The 22182-nt window shown below is 77.7% G+C and carries 3 protein-coding genes; all 3 read left to right on the top strand.

Annotation, left to right across the window (positions count from 1 at the left end):
- Positions 1-44: 44 nt before the first annotated feature.
- The 3 genes from ACGF13_RS34435 to ACGF13_RS34425 are packed head-to-tail and all read left to right on the top strand — an operon-like array spanning position 45 to position 21459.
- Positions 45-9692: a type I polyketide synthase gene (locus ACGF13_RS34435; RefSeq protein ID WP_392882953.1), complete on the top strand. Its 9648-nt coding sequence runs from the start codon at positions 45-47 to the stop codon at positions 9690-9692.
- Positions 9692-21007: an SDR family NAD(P)-dependent oxidoreductase gene (locus ACGF13_RS34430; RefSeq protein ID WP_392882951.1), complete on the top strand. Its 11316-nt coding sequence runs from the start codon at positions 9692-9694 to the stop codon at positions 21005-21007. The genes ACGF13_RS34435 and ACGF13_RS34430 overlap by 1 nt, the downstream gene beginning before the upstream one ends.
- Positions 21004-21459: a nuclear transport factor 2 family protein gene (locus ACGF13_RS34425; protein ID WP_392882948.1), complete on the top strand. Its 456-nt coding sequence runs from the start codon at positions 21004-21006 to the stop codon at positions 21457-21459. Before ACGF13_RS34430 ends, ACGF13_RS34425 begins: the two co-directional genes overlap by 4 nt.
- Positions 21460-22182 lie beyond the last annotated feature (723 nt).

Genomic DNA, 22182 nt, shown 5'->3' with positions numbered 1-22182 from the left:
ACGCCCGACCCGTTCCCCGCGACATGACGACGAGTGAGGTTCCGATGGCCGACGACGAGAAGGACGAGAAGCTCGTCGACTACCTCCGATGGATGGCCGGCGACCTGCAGCAGACCCGCCGGCGCCTGGACGAGATCGAGGAGGCGGCCCACGAGCCGATCGCCGTCGTGGCGATGAGCTGCAGACTGCCGGGCGGCGTCCACTCGCCCGAGGAGCTGTGGCGACTGGTGGCCGACGGCACCGACGCCGTCTCCGGCTTCCCCACCGACCGGGGCTGGGACCTCGACGCGCTCTACCACCCGGATCCGGACCACGCCGGCACCTCCACCACCCGGCACGGCGGATTCGTCGACGGCTACGCCGACTTCGACCCCGCCTTCTTCGGGATCAGCCCGCGCGAGGCCCTGGCCACGGACCCGCAGCAGCGCCTGCTGCTGGAGGTCGCCTGGGAGGCCTTCGAGCGGGCCGGGCTGCCCGCCGAGCGGCTGCGCGGCAGCCGGACCGGCGTCTTCGCCGGGGTGATGTACAACGACTACGGCAGCCGCGTCCGCCGGCCGGACGAGGACACCGAGGGGTACCTCGGCACCGGCAGCGCGGGCAGCGTCGCCTCCGGCCGGATCGCGTACACCTTCGGCCTGGAGGGCCCGGCCGTCACCATCGACACCGCCTGCTCCTCCTCCCTGGTCGCCCTCCACCTGGCCACCCAGGCGCTGCGCCAGGGCGACTGCGACCTCGCCCTGGCCGGCGGGGTGTCGCTGATGGCGACGCCGGCCACCTTCGTCGGCTTCAGCCGCCAGCGCGGCCTGGCACCGGACGGCCGCTGCAAGGCCTTCGGCGCGGACGCGGACGGTACCGGCTGGTCGGAGGGCGCCGCGCTGCTGCTGCTCGAACGGCTGTCCGTCGCCCGTGCCAACGGCCACCCCGTGCTCGCCGTGATCCGTGGCAGCGCCGTCAACCAGGACGGCGCCAGCGGCGCGCTGACCGCGCCCAACGGGCCCGCCCAGCAGCGCGTCATCCGCCAGGCGCTGGACAACGCCCGGCTGTTGCCCGCCCAGATCGACGCCGTCGAGGCGCACGGCACCGGCACCACCCTCGGCGACCCGATCGAGGCCCAGGCGCTGCAGGCGGTGTTCCGGGAGGGCCGGGCCGCCGACCGGCCGCTCTGGCTGGGCTCGCTCAAGTCCAACCTCGGCCACACCCAGGCCGCGGCGGGCGTCGCCGGGGTGATCAAGACGGTGATGGCGATGCGCCACGGCGTCCTGCCGCGCACCCTGCACGCCGACCGGCCGTCGCCGCACGTGGACTGGTCGGACGGCCCGCTGGAACTGCTCACCGAGGCCCGCCCCTGGCCCGACTCCGGCGAGCCGCGCCGGGCGGGCGTCTCCGCCTTCGGCATCAGCGGCACCAACGCGCACGTCCTGCTCGAACAGGCCCCGGACGCCCCCGCCGAGGAGGCCGCTCCCGAGCGGCCGCCCGTACCCGCCGCCGAACCCTCCGGCCTCCCGCCGCTGTGGCTGCTGTCCGCCCGCAGCGCCGAGGCCCTGCCCGCCCAGGCCGAGCGGCTGGCCGCCCACCTGCGCGCCGAGCCGGAGCTGGACCCCGCAGGCGTCGGCTGGTCGCTGCTGCGCACCCGGACGGCCTTCCCCCACCGGGCCGCCGTGACCGGCCGGGACCGCGCCGAACTCCTCGCCGGACTGGACGCGTTGGCGACCGGCACGGCCCCGGGCACGACCGCCGCCAGGGTCGCCCGGTCGCTCGCCGGCTCCGGCCGGGCCGCCCTGGTCTTCCCCGGCGCCGGCAGCCAGTGGGCCGGCATGGCCGCCGAACTGCTCGACTCCTCCCCCGCGTTCGCCCGCCGCCTGGCGGAGTGCGCCGAGGCGCTTCGCCCGCACGTGGACTGGTCGCTGACCGACGTCCTGCGCGGCGCACCGGGCGCGCCGCGGCCGGAGCGCACCGACGTCGCCCAACCCGCGCTCTGGGCGGTGACGGTGTCGCTGGCCGCGCTCTGGGAGTCCTGCGGCGTCGAGGTGTCCGGGGTGCTGGGCCACTCCCAGGGCGAGATCGCGGCCGCCGCCGTCAGCGGCGCGCTGTCGCTGCCGGACGCGGCCCGGGTGGTGGCGCTGCGCGCCCGGGCCCTGGTGTCGCTCGGCCGGCTCGACGGCGGGATGCTCGCGGTGTCCGCCACGCCCGCCCGGATCCGCGAGCAACTGGCCGAATGGCAGGGCGAGTTGACCGTCGCGGCGGTCAACGGCCCGCGCTCGGTGGTGGTCGCGGGCCGGAACCGGGCGGTGGAGGAGCTGCGGGCGCGCTGCGAGGCGGAGGGCGTCTGGGCCCGGCGGATCCCGCTGGACTACGCCTCGCACACTCCGCAGGTGGAGTCCGTCCGGGAAGAACTGACCGCCCTGCTCGGCACGGTGATGCCACATCAGCCGAGGCTCCCGATGTACTCGCCGGCCACCGGCGGGCTGCTCGAACCGGGCGCCCAGGACGCCGGGTTCTGGTACCGCAGCCTGCGGCAGCCGGTGGAGTTCGAGCGGGCCACCCGCGCCATGCTGGCGGACGGCTTCGACCTGTTCATCGAGTGCGGTCCGCACCCCGTGCTCACCCAGGCCCTTCAGGAGACCGTCGAGGAGGCCGGCACCGAGGCCGTCGTCGTCGGCTCGCTGCACCGCGACCACGGGACCCCGGACCGGTTCGCCGACGCGGTCGCCGAGGCGGTGGCGGGCGGCGCCCGGCTGGACGCCGACCGCTACTTCGGCCCGGCCCGGAGCGTCGGCCTGCCCACCTACGCCTTCCGGCGCAGCCGCTACTGGCTGGCCGCCGACGAGCCCACCCCGGCCGACGGACCCACCCCGGCCGCCGAGTCGTCCGGCGCCCGGGCGCCCGGCGGGCCCGGGGCGGCCTGGCGGCTCGCCGTCACCGAGCCCGGCGACCTCGCCACCCTCGCCCCGGTGCCGTCCGCCGAGGCGGACCGCCCGCTCGGACCGGGCGAGGTCAGGGTCGCCGTCCGCGCCGTCGGCCTGCACTTCGGGGACGTCCTGGTCGGCCTCGGCCTGGCCCTGCACGGCGACACCGGCGGCGGGCTGGGGCTGGAGGCGGCGGGCGTGGTCCTGGAGGTCGGCGCCGAGGTCGGCGGGCTCGCCCCGGGCGACCGGGTGATGGGCCTGTTCCCGGACGGAGCGGCCGGCCCGGTCGCGGTCACCGACCACCGGCTGTCCTGCGCCCTCCCGGCCGGCTGGACCTTCGAGCAGGGCGCCGCCGCGCCGCTCGCCCACCTGACCGCGCACCACGCCCTGGTCGGACTCGCCGGGCTCCGGCCCGGCGAGACCGTCCTGGTGCACGCCGCGAGCGGCGGCGCCGGACTGGCCGCCGTCCACCTGGCCCGCCACCTGGGGGCGAACGTCCTCGCCACCGACCTTCCCGAGCACCGGGAGGCACTGCTGGCGCTGGGCCTGCCCCGGGAGCACCTCGCCTCCTCGACCGATCCCGGCTTCGCGCCGGAGCTGCTCGCCGCCACCGGCGGACGCGGCGCCGACGTCGTGCTGAACTGCCTCGCCGGGGAGTCCACCGACGCCTCGCTGCGGCTGCTGCCGCACGGCGGCCGCTTCGTGGAGACCGGACGCACCGACCGGCGCGACGCCGGGCGGGTCGCCGCCGACCACCCGGGCGTGCGGTACCTGGTCGCCGACCTCGCGGACGCCGGTCCGGACCGCCTGCGGGCCGTCCTCGGCGAGCTGGCCGCCCTGTTCGCGGACGGCACGCTGCCCCCGCCGGCCGTCCCCGCCTGGGACGTCGAGCGGGCCGCCGAGGCGTTCGAGCACCTGGGCCGGGCCCGGCACGCGGGCCAGGCGGTGCTCACGCTGCGGTCCTCCTCGCGACCCGACCGTCCCGTCCCCGCCCCGGCCCCCGGGACCGCGCTGGGGGCCCTGGAGCCCGCCGCCCGCCGGGAGTTCCTGCTCGACCTCGTCCGCACCGAGATCGCCGCCGTGCTCGGCCACGCCGACGCCCGGGCGATCGGCACCGACCAGCGCTTCCAGGAGCTCGGGCTCGACTCGCTCACCGCCGTCCAGCTGCGCAACCGGCTCGGCGCGGCGACCGGCCTGCGGCTCACCGCGACCCTGGTGTTCGACCACCCCACCCCCCGGGCCGTCGTCGACCACGTCCTCGCCCTCACCGGCGCACGGGACGACGAGGGCGCCGACACCCCGCCGAGGCCCGCCGGCGATCCCGCCGAACCGCTCGCGATCGTCGCGATGGCCTGCCGCTTCCCCGGCGACGTCCGCTCCCCGGAACAGCTCTGGGAGGTCCTGGACACCGGGGCGGACGTCATCGGCGACTTCCCCGCCGACCGCGGCTGGGACTTCGCCGGCCTCTACCACCCCGACCCCGACCGGCCCGGCACCACCTACGCCCGCCAGGGCGGCTTCATCGACACCGTCGCCGACTTCGACGCGGCCTTCTTCGGGATCTCCCCGCGCGAGGCCCTCGCCATGGACCCGCAGCAGCGCCTGCTGCTGGAGACCTCCTGGGAGGCGTTCGAGCGCGGCGGCATCGACCCGGTGGCGACGGCCGCCGAAGGGCCGGTCGGCGTGTTCGTCGGCACCAACGGCCAGGACTACCCCCGGGTGCTGGCCACCGGCAAGGACGACCTGGAGGGGTACATCGGGACGGGCAACACCGCCAGCGTGCTGTCCGGCCGGCTGGCGTACGCCTTCGGGTTCGGCGGACCGGCGGTCACCGTCGACACCGCCTGCTCCTCCTCCCTGGTGGCACTGCACTGGGCCGGCCAGGCCCTGCGGCGCGGCGACTGCGACCTGGCGCTGGTGGGCGGCGTCACCCTGATGACCAGTCCGCTGCTGTTCACCGAGTTCAACCGGCAGCGGGTGCTCTCCCCGAGCGGCCGCTGCCGCTCCTTCTCCGCCGACGCGGACGGCACCAGCTGGAGCGAGGGCGTGGCCGTCCTGGTGGTCGAGCGGCTGTCCGACGCCCGGCGCAAGGGCCACCGGGTGCTCGGCGTGGTGCGCGGCTCCGCCATCAACTCCGACGGCGCCAGCAACGGCCTGACCGCGCCCAACGGCCCGGCCCAGGAGCGGGTGATCCGCCGTGCCCTCGCCGACGCCGGGCTGACCCCCGACGACGTGGACGCGGTGGAGGCGCACGGCACCGGCACCAAGCTCGGCGACCCGATCGAGGCCCAGGCGCTGCTCGCCACGTACGGCGCGCGGCGGGCCGCCGACCGGCCGCTGCTGCTGGGCTCGCTGAAGTCCAACCTCGGCCACACCCAGGCCGCTTCGGGCCTCGCGGGCATCATCAAGCTGGTCGAGGCGCTGCGGCACGAGCGGCTGCCGAAGACCCTGCACCTGACCGAGCCGACCCCGCACGTCGACTGGTCGAGCGGGGCGGTGCGGCTGCTCGACGAGGCCCGGGCGTGGCCGCGCACCGGCCGCCCCCGGCGCGGCGGGGTGTCCTCCTTCGGGATCAGCGGCACCAACGCGCACGTCGTCATCGAGGAGCCGCCGGCCGTCGAGCCGCAGACCCCGCCCGCCGCCCCGGACGACCGGGTGGTGCCCTGGACGCTGTCCGCCCGGAGCCCCGAGGCGCTGCGCGGCCAGGCGCTGCGGCTGGCCGAGCACCTGGCGGCCCGCCCGGACGCCCGCCCGCTGGACGTGGCCTGGTCGCTCGCCACCACCCGCGCCGCCCTGCGGCACCGCGCCGTCGTCCTGGCCGAGGACGGCCCGCGGGCGCTGGCCGCGCTCACCGCGCTGTACGAGGGCCGGGACGCCGCCGGGGTGGTGCTCGGGCAGGCCGGGGAGGGCCGCCGGACGGCGTTCCTGTTCTCCGGGCAGGGCAGCCAGGCCGCCGGCATGGGGCGCGAACTGCACCGCGGGTACCCGGTCTTCGCCGACGCCTTCGACGCAGCGTGCGCCGCCCTCGAACCGCACCTGGACGCCCGGGCCGAGCGCCCGCTGCGCGAGGTCGTCCTGGCCGAGCCCGGGGACGCGCGGGCCGAGGAGCTGATCGACCGGACGGAGTACGCCCAGCCCGCGCTGTTCGCCTTCGAGGTGGCTCTGTTCCGGCTGCTGGAGTCCTGGGGCGTCGTCCCGGACCTGCTGGCCGGGCACTCGGTCGGGGAGCTCGCGGCCGCGCACGTGGCGGGCGTCCTCTCGCTCGCCGACGCGGCCGAACTGGTCGCCGCGCGGGGCCGGTTGATGCAGGCGCTGCCGGCCGGCGGCGCGATGGCCGCGGTCGAGGCGACGCCGGCCGAACTCGCCGACCTGCTCGCCGGCCGGGCGGGCGTGGTCGCGGTCGCCGCGGTCAACGGCCCCCGGGCGAGCGTCCTGTCCGGCGAGCGCGCGGCGGTCGCCGAGGTGGTCGACGAGCTGCGCGGACGCGGGCGCCGGGTGTCCTGGCTGCGGGTCAGCCACGCCTTCCACTCCCCGCTGATGGACCCGATGCTCGCCGAGTTCGAGCGGGTCGCGCGGAAGCTGACGTACCACGCCCCGCGCGTCGCGCTGGTCTCTGCCCTCACCGGGCGGCCGGTGACCGCCGAGGAACCGGCCGCGGCCGAGCACTGGGTCCGCCACGTCCGGGACGCGGTGCTCTTCCACGACGCCGTGCGCGGCCTGGCCGGGGCGGGCGCCGAACTGTTCGTCGAGGTGGGGCCGCAGGGCGCGCTCAGCTCGATGGCCGCCGACAGCCTGGCCGGGCAGGGCGTCGTCGTCGCGGCGCAGCGCCGCAACCGGCCGCCGGAGGCCGCGCTGCTGTTCGCCGCCGCCGAACTGCACGTCCAGGGCGTCCCGGTGGACTGGCGGGCGGTGTTCGCCGGGCGCGGGGCGCGCGCGGTGGAGCTTCCCACCTACGCCTTCCAGCGCAGCCGCTACTGGCCGCAGCGCGGCTTCACCTCCCGGCGCGGTCCGGGCGGCGACGGGCACCCGGTGCTCGACGCCCTGGTGCCGCTGGGCGACAGCGACCGCCTGGTGGGCACCGGCCGGCTCTCCCCGGAGACCGCGCCCTGGCTCGCCGAGCACCGGCTGTTCGACTCCACCGTCGTGCCCGGCACCCTGTACGTCGAGCTGGCCGCGCAGGCCGCCGAGGCCGCGGGCCGCACCCGGGTACGGGAGCTGACCCTGCACGCGCCGCTCGTCCTCGGGCCGGAGGAGGAGGCCGAACTCCAGCTGCTGGTCGAGGAGTCCGACCCCTCCGACAGCGCCGGAAGCCGCGCCCTGCGGCTCTACGCGCGCCCGCGGGACACCACCGGCGCGGCGCCGTGGACCCTGCACGCGAGCGGCGTCCTGGCCGACGACGAGCCGGCCCCGGTGGGCCACGACCTGCGCGCCTGGCCGCCCGCCGGAGCCGAGCCCGTCCCCGTGGACGGCCTCTACGAGGCCTTCGCCGCCCAGGGGGTGGCGTACGGCCCGCTGTTCCGGGGCGTGCGCGCCGCCTGGCGCGACGGCGACACCCTGTTCGCCGAGGCGGCGCTGCCGGACGGCGCCGACCCGCAGGCCTTCGCCCTGCACCCCGCGCTGTGGGACGCCGCCCAGCACCCGGCCGCGATGGACGGCCTGGGCTCCGACTCGGGGGCGGCGGTGCCGTTCTCCTGGTCGGGCGTGCGGGTGCACTCCACCGGCGCCGACCGGCTGCGGGTGCGGATCGCGCCGGCCGGGCCGGGGGCCGTCACCATGGCGATCGCCGACGACCGGGGCGAGCCGGTGGTGGACGTCGAACGGCTGGCCGCCCGGCGGGCGGACGCGCGGGACCTCGACGCCCGGCAGGCCGAGGCGGCGGGGGCGCTGTACCGGATCGACTGGGTGCCGGGCGCTTCCGGCGCGGCGGAGCCGGTCACGCTCCGCTGGCTCGGCGACGGCCCCGCGCCGGCACCGCTCGCCGCGCTCCCCGCCGGCGGGGACGCCGAGGTCGCCCTCGTCCCGGTCACGGTCGACGCGACCGCCGGCCCGGCCGCCGCCCTGGCAGCGGTGGAGCGGGCGCTCGCCGTGGTCCGCTCCTGGCTGGCCGACGGCGGTTCCGCCCGGGGCCGGCTGGCCCTGCTCACCCGGAACGCCGCCGACTGCGCCCCGGCCGGGGCGCCGGCCGCACCGCCGCGGCCCGTCGATCCGGCGCAGTCCGCCGTCTGGGGTCTGGCCCGCGCCGCCCAGGCGGAGTACCCCGACCGGATCGTGCTGGCGGACCTCGACGGCGAGGACGCCTCCTGGCAAGCCCTGCCCGCCGCCCTCGCCGGCGGCGAGTCCCAACTGGCCCTGCGGGACGGCGCCTTGCTGCTCCCCCGGCTCGCCAGGACGGACGCCCGCAGCGAGCCCGCCGGGCTGGATCCGGAGGGCACCGTGCTGATCACCGGCGGCACCGGCTCACTCGGCGCACTCCTCGCCCGCCACCTGGTCACCACCCACGGCGTCCGCCACCTCCTGCTCACCAGCCGCAGCGGCCCCACCGCCCCAGGCGCCCAACAACTCGCCACCGACCTGCGCGCCACCGGCGCCCACGTCACCATCACCGCCTGCGACACCGCCGACCGCGAAGCCCTCACCACCCTCCTCGCCACCGTCCCCACCGACCACCCCCTCACCGCCGTCATCCACGCCGCCGGCGTCCTCGACGACGCCACCCTCACCACCCTCACCCCCCGACACCTCCACCACACCCTGCGCCCCAAGGCCGACGGCGCCTGGCACCTCCACGAACTCACCCGGCACCACGACCTCACCGCCTTCGTCCTGTTCTCCTCCGCGTCGGGGGTCCTCGGCTCCGCCGGCCAGGGCGCCTACGCCGCCGCCAACGGCTTCCTGGACGGCCTCGCCCAGCACCGGGCCGCCGCCGGACTGCCCGCCGTGTCCCTCGCCTGGGGCCTGTGGGACCAGACCGACGACGGCATGGCGGGCGGCCTGACCGAGGCCGAACGCGGCCGCATCGTCCGCTCCGGGTTCGGGGCGATCGCCTCCGCCACCGGCCTGGCGCTGTTCGACGCCGCCCTCGGCCGGCCCGAACCCCTGCTCGTCCCGGCCCGGTTCGACCTGCCGCTGCTCCAGACCCGCGGCGGTGACCCGGACTTCCCGCCGGTCCTGCGCGGCCTGGTGCGCCCCACCCGCGCCCGTACCGCCCCCTCCGGCGCCCCCGCCCGGCAGGACGCCGCCTCGCTCGCCGAGCGGCTGCTCCCGCTGGACGACGCCGAGCGCGAGAGCCTGCTGCTCGACCTCGTGCTCACCCAGACCGCGACGGTGCTCGGCCACAGCTCGCCCCGCGCCGTCGCCCCGGACCGGCCGTTCACCGAGTCCGGCCTGGACTCGCTCGCCGCCGTGGAGATCCGCGGCCGGCTCGACGCCGCCACCGGCGTGCGCCTGCCCGCCACCGCGGTCTTCGACCACCCGACGCCCGCCGGGCTCGCCGCGCACCTCAGGGACGTCCTCGTCCCCGCCGCACCGAGCCCCGCCGACGCCGCCCTCGCGGACCTCGACCGGCTGCGCGAGTCCGTCCCGGACCTCGCCGGGGACCCGGAGAACGCCGAGCAGGTCCGGCTGCGGCTCAAGGCCCTGCTCGCCGCCCTGGAGCAGGCCGCCGCCGACCGGGACCGGGCCGCCACCGAACCCGGCGGGGACCCGGACGGCGACGGGGACGACCTCGACGCCGCCGGCATCGACGAACTGCTCGCCATCATCGACGACGAACTGGGGGACGCCTGATGACGGGCACCGACGAGAAGGTCCTGGACTCGCTCAAGCGGCTCACCGCCGAGCTGCGGCAGACCCGCAGGCGGCTGCGCGAGAACGAGGAGGCGGCCCACGAGCCCATCGCGATCGTCGGCATGGCCTGCCGCTACCCGGGCGGCGTCCGCACGCCCGAGGAGCTCTGGCAGCTCGTCGACGGGGGCCGGGACGCCGTCTCCGCCTTCCCCACCGACCGCGACTGGGACCTCGACGCCCTGCGCGGACCGGACGACGCGGCCGGCACCAGCACCGCGCACGCGGGCGGATTCCTCTACGACGTCGCCGACTTCGACCCCGCGCCGTTCGGCATCAGCCCGCGCGAGGCGACCGCGATGGACCCCCAGCAGCGACTGCTGCTGGAGACCTCCTGGGAGGCCTTCGAGCACGCCGGCATCGACCCGGCCACCCTGCGCGGCAGCCGCACCGGCGTCTACGCCGGGATCATGTACCACGACTACGCGGCCCGGCTCCGCGAGCTGCCCGAGGACGTCATGGGCTACCTCGGCACCGGCACCTCGGGCAGCATCGCCTCCGGCCGGATCGCGTACACCTTCGGCCTGGAGGGCCCGGCCGTCACCATCGACACCGCCTGCTCCTCCTCCCTGGTCGCCCTCCACCTGGCCACCCAGGCCCTGCGCGGCGGCGAGTGCACGCTCGCGCTGGCCGGCGGCGCCACCGTGATGGCCTCGCCCCTGCCGTTCGTCGACTTCAGCCGCCAGGAGGGCCTGTCCTCGGACGGCCGCTGCAAGTCCTTCGCCGCCGCGGCCGACGGCACCGGCTGGGCCGAGGGCGTCGGCATGCTCCTGCTGGAGAAGCTCTCGGACGCCCGCCGCAACGGCCACCCCGTGCTCGCCGTGGTGCGCGGCACCGCCGTCAACCAGGACGGCGCCAGCAACGGCCTCACCGCCCCCAACGGCCCGTCCCAGCAGCGGGTGATCCGGCAGGCGCTCGCCGACGCCGGCCTCGCCCCCTCCGACGTCGACGCGGTCGAGGCGCACGGCACCGGCACCAAGCTCGGCGACCCGATCGAGGCCCAGGCCCTGCTCGCCGTCTACGGCCAGGGCCGCCCCGCCGACCGCCCGCTGCGGCTCGGCTCGCTCAAGTCCAACCTCGGCCACACCCAGGCCGCGGCCGGCGTCGGCGGGATCATGAAGGTGGTCCTCGCCCTGCACCACGGCGAACTCCCCCGCACCCTGCACGTCGACGAACCCACCCCGCACGTCGACTGGTCCGCGGGCGCCGTGGAACTGCTCACCGAGCCGCAGCCGTGGCCCCGCCGGGAGACCCCGCGCCGCGCCGGGGTCTCCTCCTTCGGGTTCAGCGGCACCAACGCGCACGCCGTCATCGAGGAGCCGCCCGCGCCTGCCGCCGACCTCCCCGCGGACAGTCGCCCCGCCGCCGACCTCCCCGCCGCCGACGGCACCGCCGCCGGGGCGAGCGCCGCGCCCGCCGCGCTGTGGACGCTGAGCGCCGCCACCGAGCCCGCGCTGCGCGCCCAGGCCGGCCGACTCGCCGCCCACCTGCGCCGCGGTCCCGCGCCGGACCCGGCCGACGTCGGCCACGCCCTGCTCACCACCCGCACCGCGCTGGAGCACCGCGCCGTCCTGGTCGGCCGCGAGCGGGAGTCCCTGCTGCCCGAGCTGGACGCCTTCGCCGCCGGGCGTCCCACCGCCGGCGTGCTGCACGAGCGCGCCGGCACCGGCGGCCTGGCCGTCATGTTCACCGGCGGGGGAAGCCAACGCCCTGGCATGGGGCGGGAGTTGTACGCCGCCTTCCCGGCCTTCGCGGACGCCTTCGACGCCGTCTGCGCCGAGCTGGACCGGCACCTGCCGTCCCCCCTGCGCCCGGCGGTCTTCGGCTCCTCGACCGGCGGCACCCCGCCGCTCACCGGCCAGGCGTACGCCCAACCCGCGCTGTTCGCCGTCGAGGTGGCGCTGTTCCGGCTGTTCGCCTCCTGGGGCGTACGGCCCGACCACGTCCTCGGCCACTCGGGCGGCGAACTCGCGGCCGCCCACGTCGCGGGCGTCCTCGACCTGCCGGACGCGGCCGCCCTGGTCGCCGCCCGTGGCCGGCTCACCCAGGCGCTGGCCCCGGGCGGGGCGATGGTCGCGGTCGCCGCCGCCGAGGCGGAGGTCCGCCCGCTGCTGACCGCCGGCGCCGAGATCGCCGCGATCAACAGCCCGGACGCGGTGGTCCTCTCCGGCGACGAACAGCCCGTCCTGGCGCTTGCCGCGCACTTCGCCGCCCTCGGCCGCAAGACCCGCCGGCTGAACGTCAGTTACGCCTCCCATTCGGCCCGGGTGGACCCGATGCTGGCCGAGTTCCGGCAGATCGCCGCCGGACTGGAGCTGCGGCCGCCCCGGATCGGCTTCGTCTCCACCGTCACGGGCGAACCCGCCGGGGACGAACTGCGGACCGCCGAGTACTGGGTGCGCAACGCGCGCCAGGCCGTCCGGTTCGCCGACGCCGTCCGGCACCTGGAGGCCCAGGGCACCCGTACCTTCCTGGAACTCGGCCCGGAGGCCGCCCTCACGCCCATGGCCGAGGCCTGCTTCACCGAGGCCGGCTCCGCCGCCGTCGCCGCCCAACGCGCGGACCGCGACCAGGCCGCCGAGGCCGCCACCGCCCTCGGCCGGCTGCACGCGCGCGGCACCGCCATCGACCGGGCGGCCTACCACGGGAGCAGCGGCCACGGGAGCAGCGGCGGCCGCCGGGTCGAGCTGCCGACCTACGCCTTCCAGCGGGAGCGGCACTGGCTGGAGGCCCCGGCCGGGAGCCGGCTCGACGTCACCCCGGCCGGGCTCGGCTTCCCCGACCACCCGCTGCTCGGCGCCAGCATCGTCGTCGCCGACTCCGAGGAGTTCCTGTTCACCGGACGGCTGGACCTGCGGACCCAGCCGTGGCTGGCCGACCACCGCGTCGGTGACGCCGTGCTGCTGCCCGGCACCGCCTTCGTCGAACTCGCCCTGCGGGCCGGCGAACAGGCGGACTGCGACCACCTCGACGAACTCACCCTCACCGCACCGCTGGTCGTCCCGGCGCAGGGCGCGGTGACCCTGCAGATCCGCCTCGGCGCGCCCGACGGCACCGGCCGCCGCGCGGTCGAGGTGTACGCCCGCGAGGAGGACGCCCTGCCCGGGCGGCCCTGGACCAGGCACGCCTCCGGGTTGCTGTCGGCCGGTTCCCCGTCCACCCGGCCCCCGCTCACCGCCTGGCCCCCGGCCGGCGCCGAAGCCCTCGACCCGGACGGCCTGTACGAGCGCCTCGCCGCCGAGGGCCTGCACTACGGCCCGGCCTTCCAGGGGCTTCGGGCCGTCTGGCGGGGCGAGGGGGAGCTGTTCGCCGAGGTCGCCCTGGACGCCGAACAGGACGGCGCGGCCGGCGCGTTCGGGCTGCACCCCGCCCTCCTCGACGCCGCGCTTCACGCCCTGGGCCTCGGCGCGCTCCCCGGCGCCCCGGAGAGCGCGAGCCTGCCGTTCGACTGGCACGGCGTCGCCCTGCACGGCGTCGGCGCCACCGCCCTGCGGGTCCGGCTCGCCCCCGCCGGGCCTGGCGCGGTCGCCCTGGAGGCCACCGACACCTCCGGCCGCCCCGTCCTCACCGTGGAGTCGCTGCTGCTGCGGCCCGCCGGCCGGCTCGCCAGCACCGGCAGCACCGCCCGCGAGCCGCTGCTCCACCTGGTCTGGACCGATCCGCAGGCACCGCACGCCCTCGCGGCGCCGGGCCGCACCGGACTGCTCACCGACGCCCTCGGCTCCACCGCGCCGCCGCCCGACACCCTGGTGCTCCCGCTCCTCGACGCCCCGACCGCGCCGCGCCCCGACCGCGCGGCCGCCGAGTCCACCGCCCGGACCCTCGGCCTCGTCCAGGCCTGGCTCGCCGACGACCGGTTCGCCGACACCCGCCTCGTCGTCGTCACCAGCGGCGCCGTGGCCGTCGGCCCCGACGAGGACGTCCGCGACCTGCCGCGCGCCGCCGACCGGGGCCTGCTGCGCTCCGCCCAGTCGGAGCACCCGGGCCGGATCGTCCTCGTGGACACCGACGCACCGGACGACTGGCCCGCGGACCTCCCCCGGGCGCTCGGCCCGGAGGAGCCGAGCGTCGCCCTGCGCCGGGGGCGCCCGCTGATCCCCCGGCTGGCCCCCGCCCCCGCCGCCGACCGGCCCGCCCCCGGGCTGGATCCGGAGGGCACCGTGCTGATCACCGGCGGCACCGGCTCACTCGGCGCACTCCTCGCCCGCCACCTGGTCACCACCCACGGCGTCCGCCACCTCCTGCTCACCAGCCGCAGCGGCCCCACCGCCCCCGGCGCCGAACAACTCGCCACCGACCTGCGCGCCACCGGCGCCCACGTCACCGTCGCCGCCTGCGACACCGCCGACCGCGAAGCCCTCACCACCCTCCTGGACACCGTCCCCACCGACCACCCCCTCACCGCCGTCATCCACGCCGCCGGCGTCCTCGACGACGCCACCCTCACCACCCTCACCCCCCGACACCTCGACAGCGTCCTGCGGCCCAAGGCCGACGGCGCCTGGCACCTCCACGAACTCACCCGGCACCACGACCTCACCGCCTTCGTCCTGTTCTCCTCCGCCGCCGGCCTCCTCGGTGCCCCCGGCCAGGCCAACTACGCCGCCGCCAACGGCTTCCTGGACGGCCTCGCCCAGCACCGGGCCGCCACCGGACTGCCCGCCCTGTCCCTCGCCTGGGGCCTGTGGGAGGGCGACTCCGGCATGGCCACGGGCGTCGACGACGCCTCCCGGCGCCGGCTCGCCGCCCTCGGCATGCGGCCGATCCCCACCGCCGAGGGCCTGGCCCTGTTCGACGCCGCCCTCGCCGGCACCGAGCCGCTGGCCGCGCCGCTCCACCTGGACCCGCAAGGCCTCGACGCCGACACGGCGCCGGCCCTGCTGCGCGCCCTGGCCCGGCCCCGGCGCCGGCGCCGGGCGGCCGCCACGGCGCGCCCCGTCCGCACCGGCCTCGCCCAGCGGCTCGCCGCCCTGCCCGCGGCCGAGCGGCTGCGCGAACTGACCGAGCTGGTCCGCGCCGAGACCGCCGCCGTCCTCGGCTACCGGAACCCGCAGGACGTCCCCGGCGACCGCGCGTTCTCCGAGCTCGGCTTCGACTCGCTCGCCGCCGTCGACCTGCGCAACCGTCTCGGCGCCGCCACCGACCTCCGGCTGCCGGCCACCACCGTGTTCGACCACCCCACCCCCGGCGCCCTCGCCGTACGGCTGCGGGACCTGCTCCTCGGCGCCGCCGACCGGGCCGCCCCCGAGCCCGCCGCGAACGCCGCCCGGCACGACGACGAGCCGATCGCGATCGTCGGCATGGCCTGCCGCTACCCCGGCGGGGTGGCCTCCCCCGAGGAGCTGTGGGACCTCGTCCTGGCCGGCCGGGACGCCACCGGTGACATGCCCCGCGACCGCGGCTGGGACATCGACGGGCTCTACCACCCCGAGCCCGGCCGACGCGGCTCCTTCTACACCCGCCGCGGCGGCTTCCTGGCCGACGCCGCCGAATTCGACGCCGGGTTCTTCGGCATCAGCCCGCGCGAGGCCCTCGCCATGGACCCGCAGCAGCGGCTGCTGCTGGAGGTCTCCTGGGAGGTGTTCGAGCGCGCCGGCCTGGACCCGCTGGCGATGCGCGGCAGCGACACCGGGGTCTTCACCGGCGTGATGTACCACGACTACGGCTCCTGGGCGCGGCGCACCCCCGAGGACGTGGAGGGCTACCTCGGCGCCGGGACGGCCGGCAGCGTCGCCTCCGGCCGGGTCGCCTACACGCTGGGCCTCGAAGGACCCGCGGTGACCGTGGACACCGCCTGCTCCTCCTCCCTGGTCGCCCTGCACCTGGCCGCCCAGGCGCTGCGGGCCGGCGAGTGCTCGCTCGCGCTGGCCGGCGGCGCCACCGTGATGGCGACGCCCGGCCCGTTCGTCGAGTTCAGCCGCCAGCGCGGGCTCGCCCCGGACGGGCGGTGCAAGTCCTTCGCCGCCGGCGCCGACGGCACCGGCTGGGCCGAGGGCGTCGCCGTGCTGCTGGTCGAGCGGCTCTCCGACGCCCGCCGCAACGGCCACCCCGTGCTCGCCGTGGTGCGCGGCACCGCCGTCAACCAGGACGGCGCCAGCAACGGCCTCACCGCCCCCAGCGGCCCCGCCCAGCAGCGGGTGATCCGCCGGGCGCTCGCCGTCGCCGGACTGACGGCGGGCCAGGTCGACGCGGTGGAGGCGCACGGCACCGGCACCGTCCTGGGCGACCCGATCGAGGCCCAGGCGCTGCTCGACACCTACGGCCGCGAGCACACCGAGGAGCGGCCGCTGTGGCTCGGCTCGCTCAAGTCCAACCTCGGCCACACCCAGGCCGCGGCCGGGGTCGGCGGCGTGATCAAGATGGTCCAGGCGATGCGGCACGGCGTCCTGCCCCGCACCCTGCACGTCGACGAACCCACCCCGCACGTCGACTGGTCCGCCGGCGGGATGCGGCTGCTGACCGAGCCGACCGCCTGGCCCGCCACCGGAGAGCCCCGCCGGGCCGGGGTCTCCTCCTTCGGCATCAGCGGCACCAACGCCCACGCCGTGCTGGAGCAGGCCCCGGACGACGCCCCGGCCACCGAGCCGGCCCCCGCGCCGGCCGTCACCCCCGTGTCCGCGCCGTGGCTGCTGTCCGGCCGCACCCCGCAGGCCCTGCGCGGCCAGGCCGGGCGCCTGCTGGAGCACCTCCGTACGCACCCCGACACCCCCGACGCCGACCTCGCCCTCAGCCTGGCCACCACCCGGGCCGCCCTGCCGCACCGCGCGGCCGTCCTCGGCGCCGACCGGGACACCCGCCTGGCGGCCCTGGCACGGCTCACCGACGACGGCGCCGCGCCCGGCACCCCGACCGGGCGCGCCGACGGCGGCCGGGTGGCCTTCCTGTTCAGCGGCCAGGGCAGCCAGCGCCCCGCCATGGGCCGTGAACTCGCCGCCGCCGACGCCGAGTTCGCCGGCATCCTGGACGAGGTCTGCGCGGTCTTCGACCCGCTGCTCGACCGGCCGCTGCGCGAGGTCCTCGCCGCCGAGCCCAGCACCGCGGCCGCCGAGCTCCTGGATCGGACGCGGTACACCCAGCCCGCCCTGTTCGCCGTCCAGGTGGCCCTGCTGCGCCGCCTCGCCGCCTGGGGCGTACGGCCGGACGTGCTGGCCGGCCACTCCATCGGCGAACTCGCGGCCGCCCACGCGGCGGGCGTCCTCGACCTGCCCGACGCGGCCGCCCTGGTCGCCGCCCGCGGCCGGCTGATGCAGGCGCTGCCGGACGGCGGGGCGATGGCCGCGGTCGACGCCCCGGAGGAGGAGGTCCTGCCGCTGCTCACCGACCGGATCGCGCTCGCCGCCGTCAACGGCCCGTCCTCGGTGGTGCTGTCCGGCGACGCCGACGCCTTGGAGGAACTGCTCGCCCGGCTGGCCGCCGCCGGCCACCGCACCCGACGGCTGCGGGTGAGCCACGCCTTCCACTCCCCGCGGATGGACGGCATGCTCGACGAATTCCGGCGGGTCGCCGAGGGCCTCACCTTCCGGGAGCCCGCGCTGCCCGTCGTCTCCACCGTGACCGGCCGCAGCGCCACCGCCGCCGAGCTGTGCTCGCCCGAGTACTGGGTGCGCCAACTCCGGCAGCCGGTCCGGTTCCGGGACGCCGTCCACCGTCTGGAGACCGACGGTGTGACCACCTTCGTCGAGCTCGGCCCCGGCGCCACGCTCACCGCCCTGGTCCGGGACTGCCTGACCGACCGGGAGCGCGCCTCCGTCCCGCTGCTGCGCCCCGGCACGCCGGAGCCGCGGGCGCTCACCACGGCCGTCGCCGAACTGCACGTGCGGGGCGTCGCCGTCGACTGGGCGGCCGTCCACGCCGGTTCGGGCGCCCGCCCGATACCGCTGCCGACGTACGCCTTCCAGCGCCTCCGGTACTGGCTGCCGGCCGGCCCGGCACAGGGCGACGACCGGCACCACCCGCTGCTCTCCGCCGCCATCGCTGCCCCCGGCCTCGACGGCACGGTGTTCACCGGCACGCTGGACGCCCACGACCTGCCGTGGCTGGCCGAGCACCGGATCGGCGGCACGGCGGTCCTGCCCGGCGCCGCCTTCGTCGAGCTGGCCCTGCACGCGGGCGGCGAACTCGGCTGCCCCGCCGTCGAGGAGCTGGTGGTCCAGGCGCCGCTCCCGGTGCCGGACCGCGCCGCGGTGCCGCTGCGGCTCTCCGTCCGGCCGCCGGACGAGACCGGCCGACGCGCCTTCGGCCTCTTCGCCCGCACCGCCGACGACGACGCCGACAACGCCGGCGACGGGGCCGCCGAGGACCGGTGGACCCCGCACGCCACCGGCACCCTGGCCCCCGCCGGCCCGCCGGCCCCGGCCGGCCGGGACGCGCCCTGGCCGCCCGCCGGCGCGGAGCCCGTCGACCCCGCCGACCTCGCCGACCTGTACCGGCGCCCCGCCGAGGCCGGCCTGTCGTACGGTCCGGGCTTCCAGGGCCTGCGCGCCGCCTGGCGCCGCGGCGAGGAGCTCTACGCCGAGGTCGCGCTGCCCGACGACACCTCCGGCCCGTACGCCCTCCACCCGGCCCTGCACGACGCGGCCCTGCACGCCCTCGGCCTGCCCCGGGACGGCGCGGCCGCACCGGCCGTCCTGCCCTTCTCCTGGCGCGGCGTCCGGCTGCACCGCACCGGCGCACGGGCGCTGCGGGTCCGGCTGACCCCGGACGGCGACACGGTGGCCGTGGAACTGAGCGACCCGACCGGCGCCCCGGTCGCCTCGGTCGAGGCCCTGACCCTCCGTCCGGTCTCCGTCCCGCGCGCCGTCCCCGACAGCGCCCTGCGGCGCCTCGTCTGGGAGCCGCTCACCGCCGTCCCCGGCGCCCCGGCGCCGGACACCTGGACGGTCCTCGGCTCGGCCGACACCCCGCCCGGGGCCTACCGGCGCGCCCACGACCTGGACTCCGTGCCCGACGACGCCGAGGGCGTCGTGCTGGTCCCGTTCCTCGACGCGCACCGGCCCGACGACCCGGCCCCGGTCTCCCGGGCGCTGGACCTGGTCCGGGCCTGGCTGTCCGGCTCCCGGTGGAAGAACTCCCGGCTGGTCGTGCTCACCCGACGCGCCGTCGCCGCCTCACCCGCCGAGGACGTCCCCGACCTCGCCCACGCCCCGCTCTGGGGCCTGCTGCGCTCGGCCGCCTCCGAACACCCGGGCCGCTTCGCCCTGGTGGACGTGGACGGCACCGAGTCGTCCTGGCAGGCGCTGCCGGCGGCCGTCGCGGCCGAGGCCGCCCAGGTGGCGATCCGGGACGGCGCGCCGCGCACCCCCCGGCTCACGCCCCTCGACCCGCCCGCCGCCGTCGACGGCCCCGCCTACGCCGGCACCCCGGGGTTCGCCCCCGACGGCACCGTGCTGATCACCGGCGCGGCCGGCGCCCTCGGCGGACTGGTCGCCCTGCACCTGGCCTGCGCCCACGGCGTACGGCACCTGCTGCTCCTCGGCCGCCGCGCCGACGACGCCCGGCTGACCGCCCTCACCGCGGAGCTGGAGCGGACCGGCGCCACCGTCACCGTCGCCGGCTGCGACGTCGGCGACCGCGCCGACCTGGCGCGCGCGCTCGCCACCGTCCCGGCCGGGCACCCGCTCACCGCGGTCGTCCACTGCGCGGGCGTCCTGGACGACGGCGTGGTCGCCTCCCTCACCCCGGACCGGCTCGTCCGCACCCTGCACGCCAAGGCCCGGTCGGCCTGGCACCTGCACGACCTGACGCTGCGCGACGACCTCGCCGCCTTCGTCCTGTTCTCCTCCGCCGCCGGCGTGCTCGGCGCCCCCGGACAGGCCAACTACGCCGCCGCCAACACCTTCCTGGACGCCCTCGCCCACCACCGGCGCCACCTCGGGCTGCCCGCCCACTCCCTCGCCTGGGGCCCCTGGGACCAGGACGGCGGCGGCATGGCGGGCGCCGGGGAGCTGGAGCGCCTCAGCCGGGGCGGCGTCGAGGCCTTCACCCCCGCGCAGGGCCTCGCCCTGTTCGACACCGCCCTCACCGGCGCGGTCGCGGACCCGCTCGTCGTCCCGCTGCGCACCGCCCCCGCGCACCGCCTCGCCGACACCGGCCCGGGACGCCCGCGCCAGCCCCGCGGCGTCCCGGCCCCGGCGACGGCGGCGGACCTGCCGGCCGTGGTGCGCACCGAGGTCGCGACCGTCCTGGGCTTCCCGTCCCCCGAGGTCGTCGACGAGCACAGCACGCTGCCCGAACTCGGCCTCGACTCGCTCACCGCCGTCGAACTGCGCAACCGCCTCGACGCGGCCACCGGGCTGCGCCTGGCCGCCACCGTGGCCTTCGACCATCCCACCCTCCCGGCCCTGGTCGAGCACCTGCGCAGCCGACTGGCCACCCGTACCGCCGACGCCCCTGCCGAGGCCCCCGCCCCGGCCGCCACCGACGCCACCGACGCCCTCGCCGCCCTCTTCCACCAGGCCCGCGGCGCCGGCCACACCCTGGAGGGGATCGGCCTCCTGCGCACGGCCTCCCGCTTCCTGCCCGCCTTCCGCACCCCCGCCGAGTTGCCCGCCCCGCCCCGGCCCGTCCGGCTGGCGGCCGGCCCGGCCGAGCCCGCGCTGGTCTGCCTGCCCGCCGTCGTCGCCCACTCGGGGCCGCACCAGTTCGCCCGGTTCGCCGGGGCCCTGCGCGGCCTGCGCGAGGTGGTGGCGCTGCCGCAGCCCGGATTCCTGCCCGGCGAACCGCTGCCGGCGGACCTCGACGCGCTCGTCGCCGCCCAGGCCGAGGCCGTCCTGCGGTACGCCGACGGCGCCCCGGTCGCGCTGCTCGGCTACTCCTCCGGCGGCTGGGTCGCCCACGCGGTGGCGGCCCGGCTCGAAGCGTCCGGCCACGGGCCGCGGGCCCTCGTCCTGCTCGACACCTATCTGCAGGGCGACACCGACGACGCCCTCGCGACCGCCTTCACCGACGGCCTGTTCGCCCGCCGCGGGGAGGCCGACGCGACCGCCGACCCGCACTCCCTCACCGCCATGGGCGCCTACTTCCGGGTGTTCGAGAACTGGACCCCCGGACCCGTCGCCGCCCCCACCCTCTTCCTGCGCGCCACCGACGCCCTGCCCGGCACCACGTCCCCGGCGACGTCCTGGGCCGGCGCCGCCACCGTGCGGGAGACCCCCGGCGACCACTTCTCGCTCCTCGAGGAGCAGGCCGCCCCCACCGCCCGTGCCGTACACAGCTGGCTCACCCGCCCGCTGACCGACGAACAGGAGCCGACCCCATGACCGACGTGACCCCCGAGCTGGTCGAGAAGGCCTACCTCGCCCTGATCTCCTGCGACCGCGCCGAGGCCGCCCAGTACTGGTCGGAGGACGTCCGCTTCTCCGTCCCCGGCCGCCACCTCCAGGCCGGCTGGCACGTCGGCCTGGACGCCCTCCTCTCCTTCCGCCGTGCCCTCACCGCGGCCGCCGGCGGCAACTTCGAGGTGGAGCTGGTCACTTCGATGATCAGCGGCAACGAGAACATGGACGTCGTCCAGGTCCACGCCGTCCGCCCCGGGGCCCCGGAGGGCAGCACCTCGCCGTACGACGTCCTCGACGCCCGCGGCGTCCAGGTCTTCCGCTGGGAGGACGGCCTGATCGTCGAGGGCCACGCCGGCTTCTTCGGCGACGGCGCCACCAACTACGACCAGTGGTGGTCCCCTCTCGACGGCACCGGCGAGCGCCGGTACGTCTGACCCGCCCTTGCGGCGTCCCACCGGCGACGGGCCCGGCCGCGACTCCCCCACGAGTGCGACCGGGCCCCGGCCGGCCATCGGGCCTGGGCGCGACTCCCCCCACGGAGCAGCGGCCGGGCCCTCGTTCCGCTCAACCAGCGACACGCAGCGTACATGCCATCTCTACCCAACGCTACATCGCCGTCGGCTCTCCTCCCGGGCCGACGGTCCTCGTGGCCGGTCGCCGAAGACCCGGCGCCCGCCCCGGGCGGCACCGACAGCCGACACCCCGTCTCAAGGAACGAGATGGGCGGAGTTTCATCCCCGCGGCGCCGAATTCTTCACCGAAGCACCACCACGGCACCATGAACGGTGACTCGGCGTGCACGGCCCCCGAGGGAACGACGCCGCATCCGCGAATGCCGAACCCCCCGGGACCTCCCGAATGGGCACCACCGTCACCGCCACCGTCCGCGTTTCGCACCGATATCCGCGACTCAAGCCCCCGGCACTCACGGTGAGGCAAATGGAATCAATTCTTCCCATTTCCCGGAGGAACGCCACACATTTCCGCCGGTGGCGCTATCGGCGTACCGGTCGACGGATTGTGGCAACGGTCACGTTTCGTCATCTCGCCCGCATCAGGAAGCCGTAAGGAGCGCACCGGACAGCGCGCCCGAACCCACCCGGGAATCACCAGGTCAGCGCGCCGGGACAGCGCACCGGGCGTCGCCCCGGCATTCG

Origin of the sequence: Kitasatospora sp. NPDC048286 (assembly GCF_043201735.1) — a bacterium.
Taxonomy (GTDB): Bacteria; Actinomycetota; Actinomycetes; order Streptomycetales; family Streptomycetaceae; genus Kitasatospora.
Note: the sequence above shows the minus strand (reverse complement) of the source record. Positions and strands in the feature narration are given on the sequence as shown.

Excerpts from the sequence above, each read along its gene's own strand:
- ACGF13_RS34435 (WP_392882953.1), top strand. The coding sequence starts at position 45 with ATGGCCGACGACGAGAAGGACGAGAAGCTCGTCGACTACCTCCGATGG.
- ACGF13_RS34430 (WP_392882951.1), top strand. The coding sequence starts at position 9,692 with ATGACGGGCACCGACGAGAAGGTCCTGGACTCGCTCAAGCGGCTCACC.
- ACGF13_RS34425 (WP_392882948.1), top strand. The coding sequence starts at position 21,004 with ATGACCGACGTGACCCCCGAGCTGGTCGAGAAGGCCTACCTCGCCCTG.